The sequence below is a fragment of the Pseudomonas sp. 3JA genome, assembly GCF_036961705.1.
GTDB lineage: Bacteria > Pseudomonadota > Gammaproteobacteria > Pseudomonadales > Pseudomonadaceae > Aquipseudomonas > Aquipseudomonas fluorescens_Q.
Genome location: NZ_JBAMDJ010000017.1, coordinates 107,428 through 127,269, shown reverse-complemented (window position 1 = coordinate 127,269; position 19,842 = coordinate 107,428). Strand labels below are relative to the sequence as shown.

15 protein-coding genes are annotated in these 19,842 nt (G+C 61.5%); 2 read left to right on the top strand and 13 right to left on the bottom strand.

What is annotated here, in order from left to right:
- Nucleotides 1-19 precede the first annotated feature (19 nt).
- The 6 genes from V7773_RS15530 to V7773_RS15505 all read right to left on the bottom strand — a co-directional run bounded on the left by V7773_RS15530 (nt 20) and on the right by V7773_RS15505 (nt 7,919).
- Nucleotides 20-2,545 carry a sulfite reductase flavoprotein subunit alpha gene (locus V7773_RS15530; protein WP_336074081.1) on the bottom strand — a complete coding sequence of 842 codons (2,526 nt, stop codon included), beginning with the start codon at nt 2,543-2,545 and terminating at the stop codon, nt 20-22.
- 242 nt (nt 2,546-2,787) lie between these two features.
- Complete coding sequence (locus V7773_RS15525) at nt 2,788-3,951, bottom strand: type III PLP-dependent enzyme (protein ID WP_072341133.1); 1,164 nt, start codon at nt 3,949-3,951, stop codon at nt 2,788-2,790.
- A 500-nt stretch (nt 3,952-4,451) separates the two neighbouring features.
- Nucleotides 4,452-5,609: an osmoprotectant ABC transporter ATP-binding protein OsmV gene (locus V7773_RS15520; protein ID WP_092464703.1), complete on the bottom strand. Its 1,158-nt coding sequence runs from the start codon at nt 5,607-5,609 to the stop codon at nt 4,452-4,454.
- Nucleotides 5,606-6,259, bottom strand: a complete 654-nt coding sequence (locus V7773_RS15515; protein WP_024616353.1) for an ABC transporter permease — start codon at nt 6,257-6,259, stop codon at nt 5,606-5,608. Before V7773_RS15515 ends, V7773_RS15520 begins: the two co-directional genes overlap by 4 nt.
- A gap of 15 nt (nt 6,260-6,274) precedes the next feature.
- A complete protein-coding gene (locus V7773_RS15510; RefSeq protein WP_336074074.1) occupies nt 6,275-7,177 on the bottom strand; it encodes a glycine betaine ABC transporter substrate-binding protein in 903 nt (300 codons plus the stop codon).
- Between the two features lie 25 nt (nt 7,178-7,202).
- Nucleotides 7,203-7,919, bottom strand: coding sequence for an ABC transporter permease (locus V7773_RS15505; RefSeq protein ID WP_092146083.1), 717 nt, complete (start codon nt 7,917-7,919; stop codon nt 7,203-7,205).
- Between the two features lie 332 nt (nt 7,920-8,251).
- Here V7773_RS15505 and V7773_RS15500 point away from each other — a divergent pair, with 332 nt between their 5' ends.
- Entirely contained in the window at nt 8,252-9,835 is a 1,584-nt protein-coding gene (locus tag V7773_RS15500; protein WP_336074073.1) for a peptide chain release factor 3, read from the top strand.
- Nucleotides 9,836-10,183: 348 nt separating this feature from the next.
- Complete coding sequence (locus tag V7773_RS15495) at nt 10,184-10,435, top strand: hypothetical protein (protein ID WP_336074072.1); 252 nt, start codon at nt 10,184-10,186, stop codon at nt 10,433-10,435.
- A gap of 253 nt (nt 10,436-10,688) precedes the next feature.
- On the opposite strand, the gene V7773_RS15490 is transcribed toward V7773_RS15495, so the two are convergent.
- The 7 genes from V7773_RS15490 to V7773_RS15460 form a co-directional block, all read right to left on the bottom strand.
- Nucleotides 10,689-11,669, bottom strand: coding sequence for a peptide ABC transporter ATP-binding protein (locus V7773_RS15490; RefSeq protein WP_030139820.1), 981 nt, complete (start codon nt 11,667-11,669; stop codon nt 10,689-10,691).
- Entirely contained in the window at nt 11,669-12,637 is a 969-nt protein-coding gene (locus V7773_RS15485; protein WP_092146076.1) for an ABC transporter ATP-binding protein, read from the bottom strand. The genes V7773_RS15490 and V7773_RS15485 overlap by 1 nt, the downstream gene beginning before the upstream one ends.
- 10 nt (nt 12,638-12,647) lie before the next feature.
- Nucleotides 12,648-13,559 carry an ABC transporter permease subunit gene (locus tag V7773_RS15480; RefSeq protein WP_063322948.1) on the bottom strand — a complete coding sequence of 304 codons (912 nt, stop codon included), beginning with the start codon at nt 13,557-13,559 and terminating at the stop codon, nt 12,648-12,650.
- A 10-nt stretch (nt 13,560-13,569) separates the two neighbouring features.
- Nucleotides 13,570-14,580: an ABC transporter permease subunit gene (locus V7773_RS15475; protein WP_063322947.1), complete on the bottom strand. Its 1,011-nt coding sequence runs from the start codon at nt 14,578-14,580 to the stop codon at nt 13,570-13,572.
- A 73-nt stretch (nt 14,581-14,653) separates the two neighbouring features.
- Entirely contained in the window at nt 14,654-16,249 is a 1,596-nt protein-coding gene (locus V7773_RS15470; RefSeq protein WP_092146074.1) for an ABC transporter substrate-binding protein, read from the bottom strand.
- 75 nt (nt 16,250-16,324) lie between these two features.
- Entirely contained in the window at nt 16,325-17,704 is a 1,380-nt protein-coding gene (locus V7773_RS15465; RefSeq protein WP_336074071.1) for an OprD family porin, read from the bottom strand.
- A 169-nt stretch (nt 17,705-17,873) separates the two neighbouring features.
- The gene (locus V7773_RS15460; protein ID WP_092146070.1) at nt 17,874-19,475 is read right to left on the bottom strand and encodes an ABC transporter substrate-binding protein; all 1,602 of its coding nucleotides are present in this window, start codon (nt 19,473-19,475) and stop codon (nt 17,874-17,876) included.
- Nucleotides 19,476-19,842: the final 367 nt, after the last annotated feature.

Below are 19,842 nucleotides of genomic sequence, written 5' to 3'. Positions count from 1 at the left end.
GCAAACAATCAGAAACCCGTCAGTAGACATCCCGTCGATATCGCCCCTGCTCGATCAGCCGCTCCACTTCCTCGCGTCCCAGTACGTTGTTGAGCACGTGATCCACCCCGGATGCCATGCCCTGCAAGCTGCCGCAGACGTAGATCACCGCACCGTCGGCCAGCCATTGCTTGAGCAGCGCGGCCGATTCCAGCAGGCGGTCCTGGACGTAGATTTTCTGCTTTTGATCCCTGGAGAAGGCCAAGTCCAGGCGCTCCAGGTCGCCTGAGGTTACCCATTCCTGCAGCTCATCGCGGCAGTGGAAATCGTGTTCGCGGTTGCGCTCGCCAAACAGCAGCCAGTTGCGCTGCATGCCCTCGGTGACGCGCGCCTTGAGCAGGCTGCGCAGGCCGGCCAGGCCGGTGCCGTTGCCCAGCAGGATCATCGGCACACCCTGGGCCGGCAGGTGGAAGCTGCTGTTGCGGCGCAGCCGCAGGCTGACGGCGCTGCCCAGTGGTGCGTGTTCGGTCAGCCAGCCGGAACCGACGCCCAGGTTGCCGTCGGCGCGACGTTCCTGACGCACGATCAGTTCCAGTACACCGTCGGCCGGTATCGAGGCGATGGAATACTCGCGTATCGCCAGCGGTGCCAGGGCATCCACCAGTGCCTGGGCATGCAGGCCGACCAGGTGGGCGCGGTTTTCCGGGAGTTGGCGGGTCGCCAGGGCCTGGTCGAGGCTCTGGGACAGGCCGTCGACTTGCACGCGCGCGTGGCCGGAGAGGCCAAGCCCGTCGAGGAAATGCTCGATGGCCGACAGGTCATTGCGCGGCAGGATTTCCACCAGGTCACCGGCCAGCCAACTGCTTGGGCCGGGTGCGGTGAAGCCCAGCAGGTATACCCCCGAGCCGCTGCTGTCGGGGTTGAGCAGGGTGCGCTGGCTGAGCGTCCAGTTTTCGAAGCTTGGCGCCTGCCAAGTGTCCAACGGGGCTTGGCCGGTCAGCTCCGCCAATTGTTGTTGCCAGTGACGCAGGGCGTAAGGGTCGCCGCTGTCGACTTCCACCGGCGCGAACAGCGTCTTGCCGCCGTGTTCCGCCAGCCAGGCATGCAGGCGCCGGGCGAAACCGCAGAAGTGTTCATATTGCCGGTCACCCAGGCCCAGCACCGAATACTGCAGGCGCTCCAGGCTCAAGGCCTGGCCCAGCACCTTGCGTTCGAAGCCGCGGGCACTGTCCGGCCCTTCGCCGTCGCCAAAGGTGCTGACGACAAACAGCGCGTGGGTGGCGTCGTTCAGGTCCTGCTCACGCACACCGGCCAATGGCTGGACCTTCACCGGCAAGCCGGCGGCCTGGAGTTGGCCGGCGGTCTGCCAGGCCAGTCGCTCGGCGAAACCGCTTTGGCTGGCGAAGCCGATCAGCCAGGCCGGCGCATCGGTCGGGTTGGCGCTCAGGGCCTGGCGGGCGTTTCTGGCCTGGCGTTTCTTGCGGCGGCGGTCCAGGTACAGCAACCAGCCGGTGATGAAGAACAGCGGCATGGCCAGCGCGGCGACGGTCACCAGGATCCGCCCGACCAGGCCGAAGTAGCTGCCGATATGCAGGGCATAGACACTGGTCAGCAACTGCGCCTTGAGGCTCTTGTCGCTGTAGCGGCTATGCCGGCTGATGACGCCGGTGGCCGGGTCGAGGATGAGCTGGTTCAGCGCCCGGTCGTGAGGTGAGTTTTTCAGCAGGTAGAACACGGTCGCCGGCTGCCCGGCCACGGGCGGCATGCGCACGTTGTAGGTGGACAGGCCCGGGCCGGCGGCGCTGTAGATGCTGCTCCACATGGCCCGGTAATCGGCCACGGGCAATGGGCCGCTGGGTGCCGGGCCGCGATTGCGCACCCGTTCCTCTTTCGGTGAATCGGAAAGCAGGCGGGTCACGCCTTTGTTGTACCAGTCGTAGGACCAGGTCAGCCCGGTCAGTGCCGCCAGTAGATAGAACGCCAGGCACCAGGTGCCCGCCACCGAATGCAGGTCCCAATTGAAGCTCCGGCCCTTTTTCCCCCAGTCGAGGGTCAGCCAGGCGCGCCAGCTTTTCCATTGGCGCGGCCAACGCAGGTACAGCCCGGACAGGCAGAAAAACACCAGGATCAGCGTGCAGGCACCAGTGATTTGCCGACCGACATCATCCAGGGTCAGGACGCGGTGCAACCTGAGCATCAAGCCGAAGAAGTCCTGGCCCGTCACATCGCCCATGAACTGCCCGTTGTAAGGGTTGAAATAGCGCATGGCGCCACGTTTTTCCCCAGGCGGCGCCGCGAAGATCACCCGCGCGGCGTTGCCGCTGTCGGTCTCGACCCAGAGCATGGCGACGGTCTTGCCGGAGGCAGCCTCGATCTGTTCCACCAGTTCGGCGGGCGGCAGGACGCCGGCCGGTTGTTTCTCGACCATCAGCACTTGCGGGTTCAAGGCCCGCAGGATTTCATCCTGAAACGACACCACCGCCCCGGTAACGCCCATCAACGCCAGGACCAGCCCGGCACTGATGCCGAAAAACCAGTGCAACTGGAACAGGGTTTTCTTCAACACGTCGCTCGCCTTGTTCATTTACTGTTCATCAAGGCGTGCATTATGCCGTGTGTTATCGAGAAGCATTCATAAACACACCCAAAAGTTGCCGAACAGTGATGAGGTGAGCGGCAAAGTCACACAGGGGGAACTCGGTCTTATCAAGAATAAAAACAAAAAAACGGCGCTTTCCATTTCTGGAAAACGCCGTTTTTTATTACGCGACAGGGCCGGAACGATGAACGTTCAAGCGCCCGAACACATCACACGTAGAACGATTTCAGCGGCGGAAAGCCATTGAATTCCACCGCGCTGTAGCTGGTGGTATAGGCCCCGGTCGACAGCCAATACAGGCGATCCCCAATAGCCAGGTTCAACGGCAAACCATACTTGTAGTTTTCATACATGATGTCGGCGCTGTCGCAGGTAGGGCCGGCGATGACCACTTCTTCCATCTCGCCTTTCTTCTCGGTCCAGATCGGAAACTTGATGGCTTCGTCCATGGTTTCGATCAGGCCGGAGAACTTGCCCACATCCGTGTACACCCAACGCTCGACGGCTGTACGGGACTTGCGCGCCACCAGCACCACTTCGCTGACCAGGATGCCTGCGTTGGCAATCAACGAACGGCCCGGCTCCAGGATGATTTCCGGCAGGTCGTCGCCGAAGTCTTCCTTGAGGAAGCGGATGATTTCCTCGGCGTAGGTTTCCAGGCTGTTGGTGCGGGTGATGTAGTTGGCCGGGAAGCCGCCCCCCATGTTGATCAGCTTCAGGACGATGCCGTCTTCTTCCTTCAGGCGCTCGAAGATCACCTTGACCTTGGCGATGGCCGCGTCCCAGACGCTGATGTCGCGCTGTTGCGAGCCGACGTGGAACGAAATGCCGTACGGCACCAGGCCCAGGTCGCGGGCCAGGATCAGCAGGTCCATGGCCATGTCGGTCTGGCAGCCGAACTTGCGCGACAACGGCCAGTCAGCGGTGGTCGAGCCTTCGGTGAGGATCCGTACATAGACTTTCGAGCCCGGCGCGGCCTTGGCGATGTTGCGCAGGTCGGCTTCGGAGTCGGTGGCATACAGGCGCACGCCCTTCTCGTAGAAGTAGCGAATGTCGCGGGATTTCTTGATGGTGTTGCCGTAGCTGATCTGGTCCGGGCCAACGCCCCGGCTCATGACCTTATCCAGCTCGTAGATCGAGGCGATGTCGAAGTTCGAGCCTTTATCCTTGAGCAGGTCGATGATTTCCACCGCCGGGTTGGCCTTGACGGCGTAATACACCTTGGCGAATTCGAAACCGGCGCGCAGGTCGTCATAGGCCTGGGCGATCATCGCGGTGTCGATCACCACGAACGGGGTTTCCTGCTTGTCGGCGAACGCTTTCATTTTCTGGAAAGTTTCGCGCGCGAAATAATCTTCGACCTGGATCGACATACTTGGGACTCCTACTGGCAAACATCAGGATCAATGGGTGTGAGGGCAAGCAGCCCTCGTGAACGTCCTCCGTATCCCCACTTTGGTTCGCCTACTTCCCAAGGCATGTCGCCGAAAGCAAAAAGGCCACGGGATGCGTGATTCCCTTGGCCTTGCTGTCTCGTCGTCAGTACTTGAGCCGGATGGATCGTTTCCAGCATGGACGTTCGGCGCGAACTTTAGGGCGTGAGGGGCCTGAGATCAACTAAAAATGTCGCGTTTTTGCACACATCCGTCGTGCGGCCCGCGACAGCTCATGATGTAACCGACCTGCGTGACAGATTGATGTTCAATTGGATCGGTTTTCAGGTCGCCGGATGTGCCTTTGTGGCGAGGGAGCTTGCTCCCGCTTGAGTGCGCAGCGCTCATCGCTTTTTTGGGGCCGCTTCGCGACCCAGCGGGAGCAAGCTCCCTCGCCACAGGTCCCAGGCTACCTTCCAGAGTGTGGCAGCTATCAGAAGTCAGGCCAATGCAGTCTCGGCCGGCGAGACGATGCTGGTCTTGCCGCCACGCGAGCGTCCGGAGCTTAGGTATTCGGCGATCGATTCCTGGGTGACCTCGCCGAGGAACACCCGCTCGGCGTCCATCACCGGCAGCCACGAGCGGTTGAACTCGTACATGCGCGACAGCAGGATGCGCAGGTGTTCGTCGTAGGCGGCGGTGGCGTTGAATTCGCGCAGGTATTGTCCGCAGGTGCCGGTCTGGCGGTACAGGTCGCGACGGCGTACATAGCCCAGGGCCTTGTTCTCGGCACAGGTGACCACCACGTAGCGACGGTCATGTTCGTCCATCAACTCCAGTGCCTCACTCACTGGTGTCTCGGGGCTGACCGACGGGGCGTTGTCCGCCGCGTCCTCGGCCTTGACCAGCAACAGGCGCTTGAGCGTGCTGTCCTGGCCGACGAAACTGCTGACGAACTCGTCGGCCGGATGCGCCAGCAACGTGTCCGGGTGATCGAACTGGACCAGCTTGCCGGCGCGGAAGATCGCAATCTTGTCCCCCAGCTTGATCGCCTCGTCGATGTCGTGGCTGACCATGATCACGGTCTTGTTCAGCGCCCGTTGCATCTCGAAGAACTCGTTCTGGATCATTTCGCGGTTGATCGGGTCCACCGCGCCGAAGGGTTCGTCCATCAGCAGCAGCGGTGCATCGGCCGCCAAGGCACGGATCACGCCGATCCGTTGCTGCTGGCCGCCCGACAGTTCGCGAGGGTAGCGATGCAGGTACTGCTTGGGTTCGAGTTTGATCATGCTCATCAGCTCGCGGGCACGGTCGTGGCATTTCTGCTTGTCCCAGCCGAGCAGGCGCGGGACTACGGTGATGTTTTCCTCGATGGTCATGTTCGGGAACAGGCCGATCTGCTGGATCACGTAGCCGATGTTGCGGCGCAGGGTCACTTCGTCCAGGCCGGTGGTGTCTTCGCCGTTGATCAACACCTTGCCCGAGGTAGGTGGGATCAGGCGGTTGATCATCTTCAGCGTGGTGCTTTTGCCGCAGCCCGACGGCCCGAGGAACACGCAGATCTCGCCTTCGTTGACGATCAGGTTCACCGAGTCCACGGCCTTGACGTCTTTGCCGTTGCTCTTGAAGGTTTTGCTGAGGTTTTGAAGTTCGATCATTTCAATAGTCCTTTTGGGGTCAGCGAGCGTTGCAGCCACTGCAGGAGCAGGTCGGCGAAGATGGCCAGGAGACTGACCAGCACGGCGCCGACGATCAGCATCGACATGTCGCTGCGGCTGATGGAAGCGAGGATGAGCACGCCCAGGCCACCGGCACCGATGGTGGCGGCGATGGTCATGACGCCGATGTTCATGACCACGGCGGTGCGCACACCGGCCAGGATCACCGGCACGGCGATGGGCAGTTCGACCATGCGCAGGCGCTGGCCGAAGGTCATGCCGATGCCGCGGGCGGCTTCACGGATGCCCGGTTCGACGCCGGTCAGGGCCAGGTAGGTGTTGCGCATGATCGGCAACAGCGAATAGAGAAACACCGCGGTGATCGCCGGCATCGGGCCCAGGCCTTGGCCGAATTTGGAATAAAACGGCAGCAACAGGCCGAACAGCGCGATCGACGGAATCGTCAGCAGCACGGTGGCGCTGGCCTGTAACGGGCCGGCGAGCGTCGGGAAGCGGGTCATGAAGATACCCAGCGGCACGCCGACCACAATGGCCAGGGTCACGGCGATGCCCACCAAGGTGATGTGCTGCCAGGTGAGGTGCAGCACCAGCGGCCAGTCCAGATGGGAAAAGGCGTCAAGAAAATCCATGGCTTTTCCTCCAGGTCATTGGGGTGAGAGCAGCGAATGCTGGCGCAGGAAATCAGCGGCAACGGTGGAAGGGCTTTCGTGGTTGACGTCCACGCGGGCGTTGAGCTGGCGCATGGTTTCATCGTCGAACAGCTCGGCCAGGGGCTTGAGCTGCGCGGCCAGTTGCGGGTGCGCGTCGAGGTACGCCTGGCGCACCACCGGCGCGGCGGTGTAGTCGGGGAAGTAATGCTTGTCGTCTTCCAGCAACTTCAGCTTGAACGCGTTCAACCGGCCGTCGGTGGTATACACCAGGCCCGCGAACACCTGGCCGTTGCGCAGGGCGGTGTAGACCAGGCCTGCGTCCATCTGCCGGATGTTCTGGCGGGTCAGGTTCATGCCGTACTGCTCGACCATGCCCGCCAGGCCGTCGGAGCGGTTGGCGAACTCGGTGTCCAGGGCCACCAGATGATTGTCATCGGCTTCGGCCTGCAGCACCGTGTTCAATTGGCTGATGCTGTTGATCTGCGGGTACTGACGGGCGATTTTTTCCGGCAGGGCCAGGGCGTAGGTGTTGCTGAATTTCGACGGTGTCAGCCAGACCAGGCCTTTTTTCGCGTCGAGTTCTTTCACCCGGGCGTAGGACTGGGCGCTATCGAGTTTTTCCGTAACGTGGTTGTAGGCCACCAGCGACACGCCGGTGTATTCCCAGAGCATGTCCAGTTGCCCGGTTTCATGGGCGCTGCGGGCCAGGTTGCTGCCCAGGCCACCGGTGATCTGCGCGTCGTAGCCCTTGCTGCGCAGGTATTGCGCGGTGATTTCCGCCAGCAGCGTCTGTTCGGTGAACACCCGGGCGCCAAGGCGGATCAGCGGTTTTTCTGCGGCTTGGGCGAATCCTGCGAACAGCAGCACGCAGCCCAGTATCAAGCTCAACTTCTTCATAAACGATTTCCTTTATCCAGCCGGCTTATGACGGTTGCAGACCGCGTTCCAGCCAGAGGCGGCTGGCCAGTGTCACCAGCCCGTCGAGCAACAACGCCAACAGGGCGGTGCAGGCCGCGCCGAGCAGCAGCTGCGGCTGGTTGTTCAAGGCGATGCCGGGGAAGATCAGGCTGCCGAGGCTGTTGGCGCCGATCAGGAACGCCAGCGGCGCGGTGCCGACGTTGATCGCCAGGGCCACGCGCACGCCACCGACGATGATGGGCACGGCGTTGGGCAACTCGACTTTCCACAGCACCTGGCGCGGGGTCATGCCGATGCCGACGGCGGCTTCCTTGAGGGAGCCCTGGACGTTTTTCAGGCCTTCATAAGTGTTGCGCACGATGGGCAACAGCGAGGCGAGGAACAGGGCGAAGATGGCGGGACCGCTGCCGATGCCCAGGATGCCCAGGGCGATGGCCAGCACGGCCAGGGGCGGCACGGTGTTGCCGATGTTGAACACTTGCATGAAGCGTTCGGCGCGCCCGACCATGCCGGGGCGGCTGAGGGCGATGCCAGCGGGAATGCCCACGAGCAGGGCCGCCAGCATGGAGGCCAGGACAAGCAGCAGGTGCGCTTGCAGGTAGAACAGCAGATCGTCGTGGTAGCGTTGGATCGTATCGATGCCGATCCAGTGGACCAACAGGGCCAGGAGCGCGACGACGACCGCACCCCCGATAAGCCCTTTGCCATAGCGGATAGCCACAGGCGGACTCCTTTGTCTTTCAGTCGGCGCACGCTTTCCCGGGCGGCAAACCATCACTGGTTGCCGGGAAAACGTTCGCGAGAAGCAGCTCTTTTCCATACCGGTAAAACGGCAGGTAAATCGAGCCATGAGCGCAGCCTCGTCAGGCTAACTTGCTGATTTTTCAGACCCTGACGAACAGCCGTAGCAGGGTGGTGGACGCCTCCACGCGGCTAAAGGTTCCCATGTCAGGGAAGATCTGGCCACCCTGGATGTGCTCAACGGTTCGGTTCCTGGCGCAAGTTGAGCTATAATCGCCGCCCTTTTTTGAATCACCTGCCAGGCGATTTCCCATGACCAAACAGGCCGCCGAAGTCGCGAAACGCCGCACTTTCGCCATTATTTCCCACCCCGATGCCGGTAAGACCACCATCACCGAAAAGCTCTTGCTGATGGGCAAGGCGATCGCGATCGCCGGCACGGTGAAATCTCGCAAGTCCGACCGCCATGCCACCTCCGACTGGATGGAAATGGAAAAACAACGGGGTATTTCCATTACCACGTCGGTCATGCAGTTCCCGTATCGCGACCACATGATCAACCTGCTCGACACCCCGGGCCACGAAGACTTCTCCGAAGACACCTACCGCACCCTGACGGCAGTGGACTCGGCATTGATGGTCCTCGACGGCGGTAAAGGCGTCGAGCCACGCACCATCGCGCTGATGGACGTCTGCCGCCTGCGGGACACGCCGATTGTCAGCTTCATCAACAAACTCGACCGCGACATCCGCGACCCGATCGAATTGCTCGACGAGATCGAAGCGGTGCTGAAGATCAAGGCCGCGCCGATCACCTGGCCGATCGGCTGCTACCGCGACTTCAAGGGTGTATACCACCTGGCCGACGACTACATCATTGTCTACACCGCCGGTCATGGGCATGAGCGCACCGAGGTGAAGATCATCGATAAGCTCGACTCCGATGAAGCCCGCGCGCACCTGGGCGACGAGTACGAGCGTTTCGTCGAGCAACTGGAGCTGGTGCAGGGCGCCTGCCACGAGTTCAACCAGCAGGAATTCCTCGACGGTCAACTGACCCCGGTGTTCTTCGGGACCGCCCTGGGCAACTTCGGCGTGGACCATGTGCTCGACGCCGTGGTCAATTGGGCACCACGCCCGCTGGCCCGCGTTGCCAACGAGCGCACCGTGGAACCGGTGGAAGAGAAGTTCTCGGGCTTCGTGTTCAAGATTCAGGCGAACATGGACCCCAAACACCGCGACCGCATCGCCTTCATGCGCATCTGCTCCGGCAAATACGAAAAAGGCATGAAGATGCGCCACGTGCGCACTGGCAAGGACGTGCGCATCGGCGACGCCCTGACCTTCTTCTCTTCGGAACGCGAGCAACTGGAAGAAGCCTTCGCCGGTGACATCATCGGCCTGCATAACCACGGCACCATCCAGATCGGCGACACCTTCACCGAAGGCGAAACCCTGGGCTTTACCGGCATCCCCCACTTCGCCCCGGAACTGTTCCGCCGCGTACGCCTGAAGGACCCGCTCAAGTCCAAGCAATTGCGCCAGGGCCTCCAGCAACTGGCCGAAGAGGGCGCCACCCAGGTGTTCTTCCCGACGCGCAGCAACGACATCATCCTCGGTGCGGTCGGTGTGCTGCAGTTCGACGTGGTCGCCAGCCGCTTGAAAGAAGAATACAAGGTCGAGTGCTCCTACGAGCCGATCACCGTGTACTCCGCCCGTTGGGTCGAATGCGGCGACAAGAAGAAACTCGAGGAGTTTTCCAACAAGGCCGTGGAAAACCTCGCCTTGGACGGCGGCGGTCACCTGACCTACCTGGCCCCGACCCGGGTCAACCTGGCGCTGATGGAAGAGCGCTGGCCGGATGTGAAATTCCGGGCGACGCGTGAGCATCATTAAGCCTTGAGCTTCATCCCCCAAACCCCGTAGCGAAATCTGCGGGGTTTTTTATTCCCTCCGGGTCTCGTCCATAAGCCACTCACTTGTGGGAACGAGCTTGCTCGCGATAGCGGTGGGTCATCATGCCAGGATGTTAAATGTGCCGGCCTCTTCGCGAGCAAGCCCGCTCCCGCATGGAATGTTGGGTGTTAGTTGGTTTGGAGATAACACTTATTCGAAACCAATCTGTCGCGTTGTGGCATTTCTAACGGTTATCGAGCGTCCTATCTGGTGAACCGGCCTGTTCAGAACTAGATTTTCTTAAGCGCCGTCAGGCCCCGGCTTCATCCGGAAAAGAAGGAATTGGCTATGAACATGTTTCTACGCATGATGTTTTTGCTGAAGGTTTTGGTGATGCTGTCCCTGGGGTCTACCGCGGCATGGGCTGAATGTGATGAGCATGAGCAGCACGCGTCGAGTGGCTCGGTGGTTCAGGGTGAGTTGATGCTTGCCGCGACCGATGCGGACGCCGGTGATCCGGACGATGGTGAGGATGATGATGGTTCGCCCGTCGATCCGCCGGACGGTGATGAGGATGAAGAGGGCAATAGTCAGACGTAGATTTCTGACCGGAGGAAAACCCCTCCAGCCCCAACTGAGACTCAGTCTGGGCTGGAGGGGTTTTTCATGCAGGGCGCATAATCCAAAGCGAAGACTTACCCCTGTGGCGAGGGAGCTTGCTCCCGCTGGACTGCGCAGCAGGCCCAAAAAAGAGGGTCCGCTTCGCGGCCCAGCGGGAGCAAGCTCCCTCGCCACAAGTGCTCTATTTGCCTTTTGCCTTTTGCCTTTTGCCTTTTGCCTTTTGCCTTTTGCCTTACGCCGCGCCGTCGAGGAACCGCTCGGCGTAGTGACACGCCACCAACCGATTATCGAGCGGTCGCAAGGCCGGTTCTTCGGTCTTGCAGCGCTCGGTGGCGTACGGGCAGCGCTTGTGGAAGGCGCAGCCGGACGGTGGGTTGAGCGGGTTGGGCAGTTCGCCGACGATCTTGATCTTCGGCTTGTTCGGGTCCGGGTGGATGGTCGGTGTCGCTGACAGCAGCGCCTGGGTGTACGGGTGCAACGGGCGGCTGTAGATGGACTCGTTGGGGCCCATTTCCACTGGACGACCGAGGTACATCACCATCACGTCGTCGGCCACGTGTTGCACCACCGCCAGGTTGTGGGAAATGAACACGTAGGCGGTGTTGAACTCCTGCTGCAAATCCATGAACAGGTTGAGCACCTGGGCCTGGATCGACACGTCCAACGCCGACGTCGGTTCGTCCGCCACCAGCACTTTGGGTTGCAGCATCATGGCGCGGGCCAGGGCGATGCGCTGGCGCTGGCCGCCGGAGAACATGTGCGGGTAGCGCTGGTAATGCTCAGGACGCAAGCCCACCTGCTTCATCATCGCCTGGACTTTTTCCCGCCGCTCGGTGGCCGACAGGTTGGTATTGATCAACAATGGCTCGGCCAGTTGATCGCCGATCTTCTGCCGTGGGTTGAGCGAGGCGTAAGGGCTCTGGAATACCATCTGTACATCTTTGCGCAGTTGCTTGCGTTCGGCCTTGTTGGCGCCGGCGACTTCCTGGCCGGCGATTTTCAGGGAGCCGGCGGACGGTTCCTCGATCAGCGTCAGGGCCCGGGCCAGGGTGGATTTGCCGCAACCGGATTCACCCACCACGGCCAGGGTCTTGCCGGCCTCCAATTCGAACGACACGCCATTGAGGGCGCGCACGGTCGCATGGCCCTTGAACATGCCGCGGGACACTTCGTAATGACGGGTCAGGTCACGGGCGGTAAGTACGACGGCCATCACGCCACCTCCTGGTTCAACGGGTAGAAGCAGCGGGCGAGGCTGGCGGTTTTCGGATCAAGGGCGGGGCGTTGTACGCGGCAGTTATCCTGCACGTACGGGCAGCGCGGCGACAGCAGACAACCCTGCGGACGGTCGTAGCGACCGGGCACGATGCCCGGCAGCGTCGCCAGGCGCTCGGCGCCCATGCTGTGCTCCGGAATCGCCGCCAGCAGTGCTTCGCTGTACGGGTGGGCCGGGATGTCGAACAGCTCGGGCACCTTGCCCACTTCCACGGCCTGGCCGGCGTACATCACGCACACGCGCTGGGCGGTTTCGGCGACCACGGCCAGGTCGTGGGTGATCAGCACCAGGCCCATGTCCTGTTCTTTTTGCAAGGCCAGCAGCAGGTCCATGATCTGCGCCTGGATGGTCACGTCCAGGGCGGTGGTCGGTTCGTCGGCGATCAGCAGTTTCGGCTCGCCGGCAATGGCCATGGCAATCGCCACGCGCTGGCTCATGCCTCCGGACAATTGGTGGGGGTAAGCGTCCATGCGGCTTGCGGCGCCGGGGATCTCGACTTTTTCCAGCAGTTCGATGGCGCGCTTGCGGGCGGCCTTGCCGGACATCTTCAGGTGCAGGCGCAGCACTTCTTCGATCTGGAAGCCCACGGTGTAGCTGGGGTTGAGCGCGGTCATCGGGTCCTGGAAGACCATCGCCAAGTCCTTGCCGACGATCTGCCGACGCTGGCGGTTGCTCAGCTTGAGCATGTTCTTGCCGTCGAAGTTCAGCGCGTCGGCGGTGACGATGCCGGGGTGCTCGATCAGGCCCATCAGCGCCATCATGGTCACGGATTTACCCGAGCCCGATTCGCCGACGATGGCCAGCACTTCGCCTTTTTCCACGGTCAGGTCGAGGCCGTCGACCACCGGGACGGCGGTGGCGTCGCCGAAGCGAACGTTGAGATTCTTGATTTCTAGCAGTGACATGGGAATCTCCTCAGGCGGCATTCTTGAGTTTCGGGTCCAGCGCATCGCGCAAACCGTCGCCCATCAGGTTGATTGCCAGCACGCTGAGCAAAATGGTCAAGCCAGGCAGGCTCACCACCCACCAGGCGCGTTCGATGTAGTCGCGGGCCGAGGCCAGCATGGTGCCCCACTCAGGGGTCGGCGGCTGCACGCCCAGGCCGAGGAAACCCAGGGCGGCGGCGTCGAGGATCGCCGAGGAAAAGCTCAGGGTCGCCTGGACGATCAGCGGTGCCATGCAGTTGGGCAGCACGGTGATGAACATCAGGCGCGGCAGGCCGGCACCGGCCAGGCGGGCGGCGGTCACGTAGTCACGGTTCAGCTCACCCATCACCGCGGCGCGGGTCAGGCGCACGTAGGACGGCAGCGAGACGATGGCGATGGCGATCACGGTGTTGATCAGGCCAGGGCCGAGGATGGCGACAATCGCCACGGCCAGCAGCAGCGAAGGCAGGGCCAGCATGATGTCCATCAGGCGCATGATGGTCGGGCCGAGGATGCGCGGGAAGAACCCGGCGAACAGCCCCAGCAGGATGCCCGGGATCAGCGACATCACCACCGACGACAAGCCGATCAGCAGCGACAGGCGCGAACCCTGGATCAGCCGTGACAGCAAATCGCGGCCCAGTTCGTCGGTGCCCAGCAGGAACTGGATCTGCCCGCCTTCAAGCCAGGCCGGCGGCGTCAGCAGAAAGTCGCGGTACTGCTCGCTCGGGTCGTGAGGCGCGACCCACGGCGCGAAGAGCGCGCAGAACACGATCAGGATCATGAACAGCAACCCGGCCACGGCGCCCTTGTTGCGGGAAAACGCGTGCCAGAATTCTTTGTACGGGGATGGGTACAGCAGGCTTTGATCGACTGCTACCGCGGTAGTTGGAGTACTCATGGTTTTGATCTCAGCGCTGGTGACGGATGCGTGGGTTGGCAAAGCCGTAGAGGATGTCCACGACGAAGTTGACCAGAATCACCAGGCAGGCGATTAACAGGATGCCGTTCTGCACCACGGGATAGTCCCGGGCGCCGATGGCTTCGATCAGCCACTTGCCGATGCCCGGCCAGGAGAAGATCGTTTCGGTCAGGACCGCACCGGCCAGCAGCGTGCCGACCTGCAGGCCGACCACGGTCAGCACCGGGATCAGCGCATTGCGCAGGCCATGCACGAACACCACGCGCGACGGCGACAGGCCTTTGGCCTTGGCGGTGCGGATGTAGTCTTCGCGCAGCACTTCGAGCATCGAGGAGCGGGTCATGCGGGCGATCACCGCCAGCGGAATGGTGCCCAGTACGATGGCCGGCAGGATCAGGTGGTGCAGGGCATCGAGGAACGCGCCTGGCTCGTCGGCCAACAGCGTGTCGATCAGCATGAAGCCGGTTTTCGGCTCGATGTCGTAGAGCAGGTCGATCCGCCCGGACACCGGGGTCCAGCCCAGGGACACCGAGAAGAACATGATCAGGATCAGGCCCCACCAGAAGATTGGCATCGAGTAACCCGCCAGGGAGACGCCCATTACCCCATGGTCGAACAGGGATCCTCGCTTGAGTGCCGCGATCACCCCGGCCAGCAGGCCCAGGATACCGGCGAACAACAGGGCGGCCATGGACAGTTCCAGGGTCGCGGGAAACAGGGAGCTGAACTCGGTCCATACGCTTTCACGGGTACGCAGCGATTCGCCGAGATCGCCCTGGGCCAGTTTGCCGATGTAGTCCAGGTACTGGGCATACAGCGGTTTATTGAGGCCAAGGCGTTCCATTGCCTGAGCATGCATTTCGGGATCGACCCGACGTTCGCCCATCATCACTTCCACCGGGTCGCCGGGGATCATGCGAATCAACGCGAAGGTCAGCAAGGTGATGCCGAAGAACGTGGGGATCAACAATCCCAGTCGGCGGGCAATAAAACTAAACATCTTCAGGTGTACCTCATCAGCCGGTTAGGCGTGCCCGGCATCCCTCGATAAAGGATGCCGGGCGTTTTCTTATCTACTTCACCTGGGTGGTGGCGAAGTTGTTGGTGGTGAGCGGGCTAATCACATAACCCTCTACGTTGTTGCGCATTGCCGTGAACATGCGGGTGTGGGCCATGCTGATCCACGGTTGGTCCTGGTTGAAAATCACCTGGGCCTGTTCATAGAGCTTCGCGCGCTCCTCGGGGTTCACGGTGGCGCGGGCCTGGTCGATCAGCGCCTGGAATTTCTCGTTGCACCAGCGCGCGTAGTTTTCGCCGTTCTTGGCGGCCTCGCAACTGAGCATAGGCGTCAGGAAGTTATCCGGGTCGCCGTTGTCGCCCGCCCATCCGGCGGACACCATGTCGTGCTCGCCGTTTTTCGCGCGCTTGAGCATTTCGCCCCATTCCATCACGCGGATGTCGACCTTGATCCCGACCTTGGCCAGGTCCGCCTGCATCATCTGCGCGCCGAGCATCGGGTTGGGGTTGGTCGGGCCGCCGCCGTTGCGGGTGAACAGGGTGAACACGGTGCCTTCCGGCACGCCGGCTTCCTTGAGCAACTGGCGGGCTTTGTCCAGATCGCGGGTCGGATTCTTCAGATCATGGTTGAAGCCCAGCAGTGTCGGTGGGTACGGGTTGACCGCCACGGTGGCGTTGCCCTTGCCGAACAGCGCGTTGACGTAGGCTTCCTTGTCGAAGGCCAGGTCGATGGCTTTGCGCACCCGCACGTCGCTCATGTATTTGTGGCTGGTGTTCAGGGCCGTGTAGGAAACGGTCATCGCGTCCAGCTCGGTGACCTTCAGGTTCGGGTCTTTCTTGATGCTGGGGATGTCGTCGGGCTTGGGGTACAGCGCGATCTGGCACTCGTTGGTCTTGAGTTTCTGCATGCGCACGTTGTTGTCGGTGGCGATGGCCAATACCAGCGCATCGGCCGGCGGCTTGCCACGGAAGTAGTCCGGGTTGGCCTTGAAGCGAACCTGGGCGTCCTTGTTGTAGCGCTGGAAGACGAACGGGCCGGTGCCGACTGGCTTGCTGTTGAGATCGCCGGCCTTGCCGGCCTTGAGCAACTGGTCGGCGTATTCGGCCGGGTAGATCGAGGAGAAGGCCATGGCGATGTCGGCCAGGAACGGCGCTTCGCGGCGGGTCAGGCTGAACTTGACCGTGTGTTCGTCGACTTTCTCCACGCTTTTGAGCAGTTCCTTGAAGCCCATGCTCTCAAAGTAAGGGAAGCCCACGCTCGACAGTTTGTGCCACGGGTGATTCGGGTCCAGCTGGCGCTGGAAGCTCCAGACCACATCGTCGGCGTTCATGTCGCGGGTCGGCTTGAAGTATTCGGTGGTGTGGAACTTGACGCCCTTGCGCAGGTGGAAGGTGTACGTCAGGCCATCGTCACTGATGTCCCAGGATTCGGCCAGGGCCGGAATCACTTCGGTGGTGCCGGGCTTGAAATCGGCCAGGCGATTGAAAATGGTTTCCGCCACGGCGTCGGCGGTGACTGCAGTCGTGTATTGGACCATGTCGAAGCCTTCCGGGCTGGCTTCTGTGCAAACCACCAGGGGTTTGGCCGTGGCGCCAACGGCGACGCTCAGCAATGCGGCGGCGATGGCGGCGCGTAGGGGGTTCATGTTCATCGTCAATCCTCTGCAATCGGGTCAATGGCAAAAGACCGGGCGGTCAACCTTGTGAGTCGACCGCCCGGTGGCAGTTTAGAGAATGTTGAACGGGATGGTGGTGACCAGGCGGAACTCGTTGAGGTTGCCATCAGCCTGGTTTTCGCTGGCGCGGTGCGTGGTGTAGGTCGCGCGTACCGCGGTGGCTTTCAGCGGGCCGCTTTGTACGGCGTAAGACGCACCGATGCCGTATTCGTAATGATGTTCACCGTCCATGGCTCTCACATCGGTATAGCCGGTGCTGTTGTAATGCGTACCGTCGATACCCCAGCCGCGAGCCTGGTAGATGTTGAACTTCAGGCCAGGCACGCCGTATTCGGCCATGTTCAGGCCGTAGGCGATCTGGAAGGATTTCTCGTTCGGGCCGTTGAAGTCCGACAGCAGGGAGTTGGCCAGATAGATGCCGTTGGTTTCGTGCAGGTAGTCGAAGTACTCGTTACCGTCCACTTCCTGATACGAGAACGTCAGGCTGTGGGCCTGGTGAGTCAGACCAAACGACAGGGAGTAGGTGTTGTTGTCGATATCACCCAGTTTGCTTTTGCCCGAATCCACAGTCCTGTAGTAGTTCAGGCCGGTGGTCAGGCTCAGCACCGAGCTGTCGCCCAATACGTGGCTGGCGCCGAAGTAGTATTGGTTCCACAGGTCTTCGGCCTGGGTGCCCCACAGACTGGTGGTGAGGCTGGCGAACGGCTGGTAGGTGATACCGGCGGTGTTCACATGATCAGCTTCGGCCGAGGAGCTGCCGTATTCGGAGCGGAACTTGTTGAGGCTTTGCTCGGTACGGGGAGAGTTGCGGTCGAAGGTCGCGACGTCGAATGCCAGGTTTTCGAGTTCTTCGCTGTGCAGGCTCACGCCCTGGAAGCTCGAAGGCAGGGCACGGTTACCGATGACGTCGACCATCGGGCTGCTGAAGTTTTGACGACCGGCGGTCAGGGTGGTGTTGGAAACGCGTGCCTTGACGTTCGCCAGGCCCAGTTTGCTCCACTGGTCGACGGCGTCGCCGTCGGAGTGCGCCAGGGTACGGTTGGAACCGCCCATGATGTCATCGTGGTCGCCGAGCAACGCGATCGCGTTATAGGCTGCGACTTCAGTGCTGAAGCCAACGGTACCTTGGGTGAAGCCGGAGGTGTAGTTCAGGATGGTGCCCTGAACCCAGTTGGTCCGGCGCGAATCGCTGCGTGTAACGCCGTCACGTGTGTAGCTGAAGGTGCTACCGCGGCGTCGCAATTCGTTGGAATACCAGTTGCGAGTGCTGCCACTGACCGACTGGCCTTCTACGAAACCGGTGGCTTCGGATTGAGCGCTGGTGGTCTTGACGGTCACTGGATTGAACGCCTGGCTCTGCGATTCTGCGTACGCCGTGGCGGTAACGCTGCTGATGGCCAAGGCCAGTATTGCGGTGCTGCTCAGTTTCATCCGTAACGCTCCTTTTCTTGCTTTTTTATGCCGGTCTTTTTGGGTGATCCGGCTATCGGTTTACAACTCATTCACAGCTTGCAAACGTTTGCTTGGCGCCTGATCGGCGAATTGCGGCAAGACGTCGGCACGGGGCTTCCAAAGGAAGCCCGCGCTGTGTGGCTAACGGTTATGGGTTCAGGCTGACGCCCGAAAAGACATTGCGACCGAAGGGGCTGACTTTGAACCCTTCGACTTTGGCACTCAGCGGCTGGTTGACCGTCGAATGGGCAACAGGGGTGATCGGCACTTGCTGCTTGAGCAACTGCTGGGCCTGTTTGTAGAGCACGGTGCGCTGGTCGCGGTCGGTGACGACCTTGGCCTGCTTGATCAGCTTGTCGTAATCCTGGTCGCACCACATGGAGTAGTTGTTGCCGCCAATGGCATCGCAGCTGTACAGCGTGCCCAGCCAGTTGTCCGGATCACCGTTGTCGCCGGTCCAACCGATCAGGCTGACGTCATGCTCGCCGTTCTTGGTGCGCTTGATGTACTCGCCCCATTCGTAGCTGACGATCTTCACCTTCAGGCCGATCTTGGCCCAGTCGGCCTGGAGCATCTCGGCCATCAACTTGGCGTTGGGGTTGTACGGGCGCTGCACGGGCATGGCCCAGAGGGTGATTTCGGTGCCTTCCTTGACCCCGGCGGCCTTGAGCAATTCCTTGGCTTTTTCCGGGTTGTAGGGAGCGTCCTTGATGGTGTCATCGTAGGACCATTGGGTCGGCGGCATAGCGTTCTGCGCCAGTTGCCCCGCGCCCTGGTACACGGCGTTGAGAATGCCTTGCTTGTTTACCGCCATGTCCAGTGCCTGGCGCACTTCGACCTGGTCGAACGGCTTGTGGCGGGTGTTATAGGCGATGTAGCCGAGGTTGAAACCGGGCTTCTCGATCAGTTGCAACTTGGGGTCGTTCTTCAAGGCTGGTACGTCGGCCGGACGCGGATGCAGGGTGACCTGGCATTCGTTGGCCTTGAGCTTCTGCACCCGCACCGAGGCGTCGGTGTTGATGGAGAAGATCAGGTTGTTCAGCTTGACCCGCTCCGGCGCCCAGTACTGCTGGTTGGCGACGTAGCGGATGTTGGAGTCTTTCTGGTAGCTCTTGAACTCGAACGGCCCGGTGCCGATCGGCTTCTGGTTGATGTCGCTCGGCTTGCCGTTCTTGAGCAGTTGGTCGGCGTATTCGGCCGAGAGGATCGCGGCAAAACTCATGGCGATGTTCTGGATGAACGCGGCGTCCACGCTGTTGAGGGTCATGACCACGGTCAACGGCCCGGTCGCTTCCACCTTGGCGATGTTCTTGTTCAGGCTCATGCCGTTGAAGTACGGGAACTCGGTGGGGTAGGCCTTGCGGAACGGATGCTGCGGATCGAGCATGCGGTTGAAGGTGAACAGGACGTCGTCGGCGTTGAAGTCCCGGGTCGGCGTGAAGTAGTCGGTGGTGTGAAATTTCACCCCTTCGCGCAGGTGGAAGGTGTACTTCAAGCCGTCTTCGGAAATGTCCCAGCTGGTTGCCAGGCCGGGGACGACATTGGTCGCGCCTTTTTCAAACTCGGCCAGGCGGTTGTACAGCGGCTCGGCGGCATCGTTGTCGGTGGCCGTGGTGTATTGCGCGGTGTCGAAACCGGCAGGGCTGCCTTCGGAACAGAACACCAGGCTGCCGCCGGCGGCCTGGGCTGCGGATGTGGCGGCCAACAGGCCGGTGCCCAGCAATGCGGATAAAACCAAGGTATGGCGCATGACGCTCCCTCTCTCGTTCGGGGTGTTTTAACAGTGAACCGCTGTCCTTCCAGGGACCCGGAACACTGAGCTCATTCCATTGCGTCGCGATGCCGCAGGATCAGCAAGCCGTCCAGGCCCCGACGGTAGGAGTCGTGGGCCAGGCGGTAAATGCGTAATGCCTGAAAGACTTGTGGGAAAAGGCGATACGTCCTAAACCAACTGCTGTGGTATGCAGTGCTTTTGGATGTAGGCGATTTCCTGAGTCTTGGCTTAAAGCAACGGCATGCCGTGGGAGCGAGTCCTGCTCGCGATGGCGTTGTGGGTACATTGCCATCGCGCTTGCAAAAGGGGCTGCTACGCAGCCCAGCGGGAGCAAGCTCCCTCG

Coding starts and splice junctions, on each gene's coding strand:
- V7773_RS15495 (WP_336074072.1), top strand. CDS start 10,184: ATGAACATGTTTCTACGCATGATGTTTTTGCTGAAGGTTTTGGTGATG.
- V7773_RS15480 (WP_063322948.1), bottom strand. CDS start 13,559: ATGAGTACTCCAACTACCGCGGTAGCAGTCGATCAAAGCCTGCTGTAC.
- V7773_RS15525 (WP_072341133.1), bottom strand. CDS start 3,951: ATGTCGATCCAGGTCGAAGATTATTTCGCGCGCGAAACTTTCCAGAAA.
- V7773_RS15485 (WP_092146076.1), bottom strand. CDS start 12,637: ATGTCACTGCTAGAAATCAAGAATCTCAACGTTCGCTTCGGCGACGCC.
- V7773_RS15470 (WP_092146074.1), bottom strand. CDS start 16,249: ATGAACATGAACCCCCTACGCGCCGCCATCGCCGCCGCATTGCTGAGC.
- V7773_RS15475 (WP_063322947.1), bottom strand. CDS start 14,580: ATGTTTAGTTTTATTGCCCGCCGACTGGGATTGTTGATCCCCACGTTC.
- V7773_RS15490 (WP_030139820.1), bottom strand. CDS start 11,669: ATGGCCGTCGTACTTACCGCCCGTGACCTGACCCGTCATTACGAAGTG.
- V7773_RS15510 (WP_336074074.1), bottom strand. CDS start 7,177: ATGAAGAAGTTGAGCTTGATACTGGGCTGCGTGCTGCTGTTCGCAGGA.
- V7773_RS15500 (WP_336074073.1), top strand. CDS start 8,252: ATGACCAAACAGGCCGCCGAAGTCGCGAAACGCCGCACTTTCGCCATT.
- V7773_RS15465 (WP_336074071.1), bottom strand. CDS start 17,704: ATGAAACTGAGCAGCACCGCAATACTGGCCTTGGCCATCAGCAGCGTT.
- V7773_RS15520 (WP_092464703.1), bottom strand. CDS start 5,609: ATGATCGAACTTCAAAACCTCAGCAAAACCTTCAAGAGCAACGGCAAA.
- V7773_RS15460 (WP_092146070.1), bottom strand. CDS start 19,475: ATGCGCCATACCTTGGTTTTATCCGCATTGCTGGGCACCGGCCTGTTG.
- V7773_RS15515 (WP_024616353.1), bottom strand. CDS start 6,259: ATGGATTTTCTTGACGCCTTTTCCCATCTGGACTGGCCGCTGGTGCTG.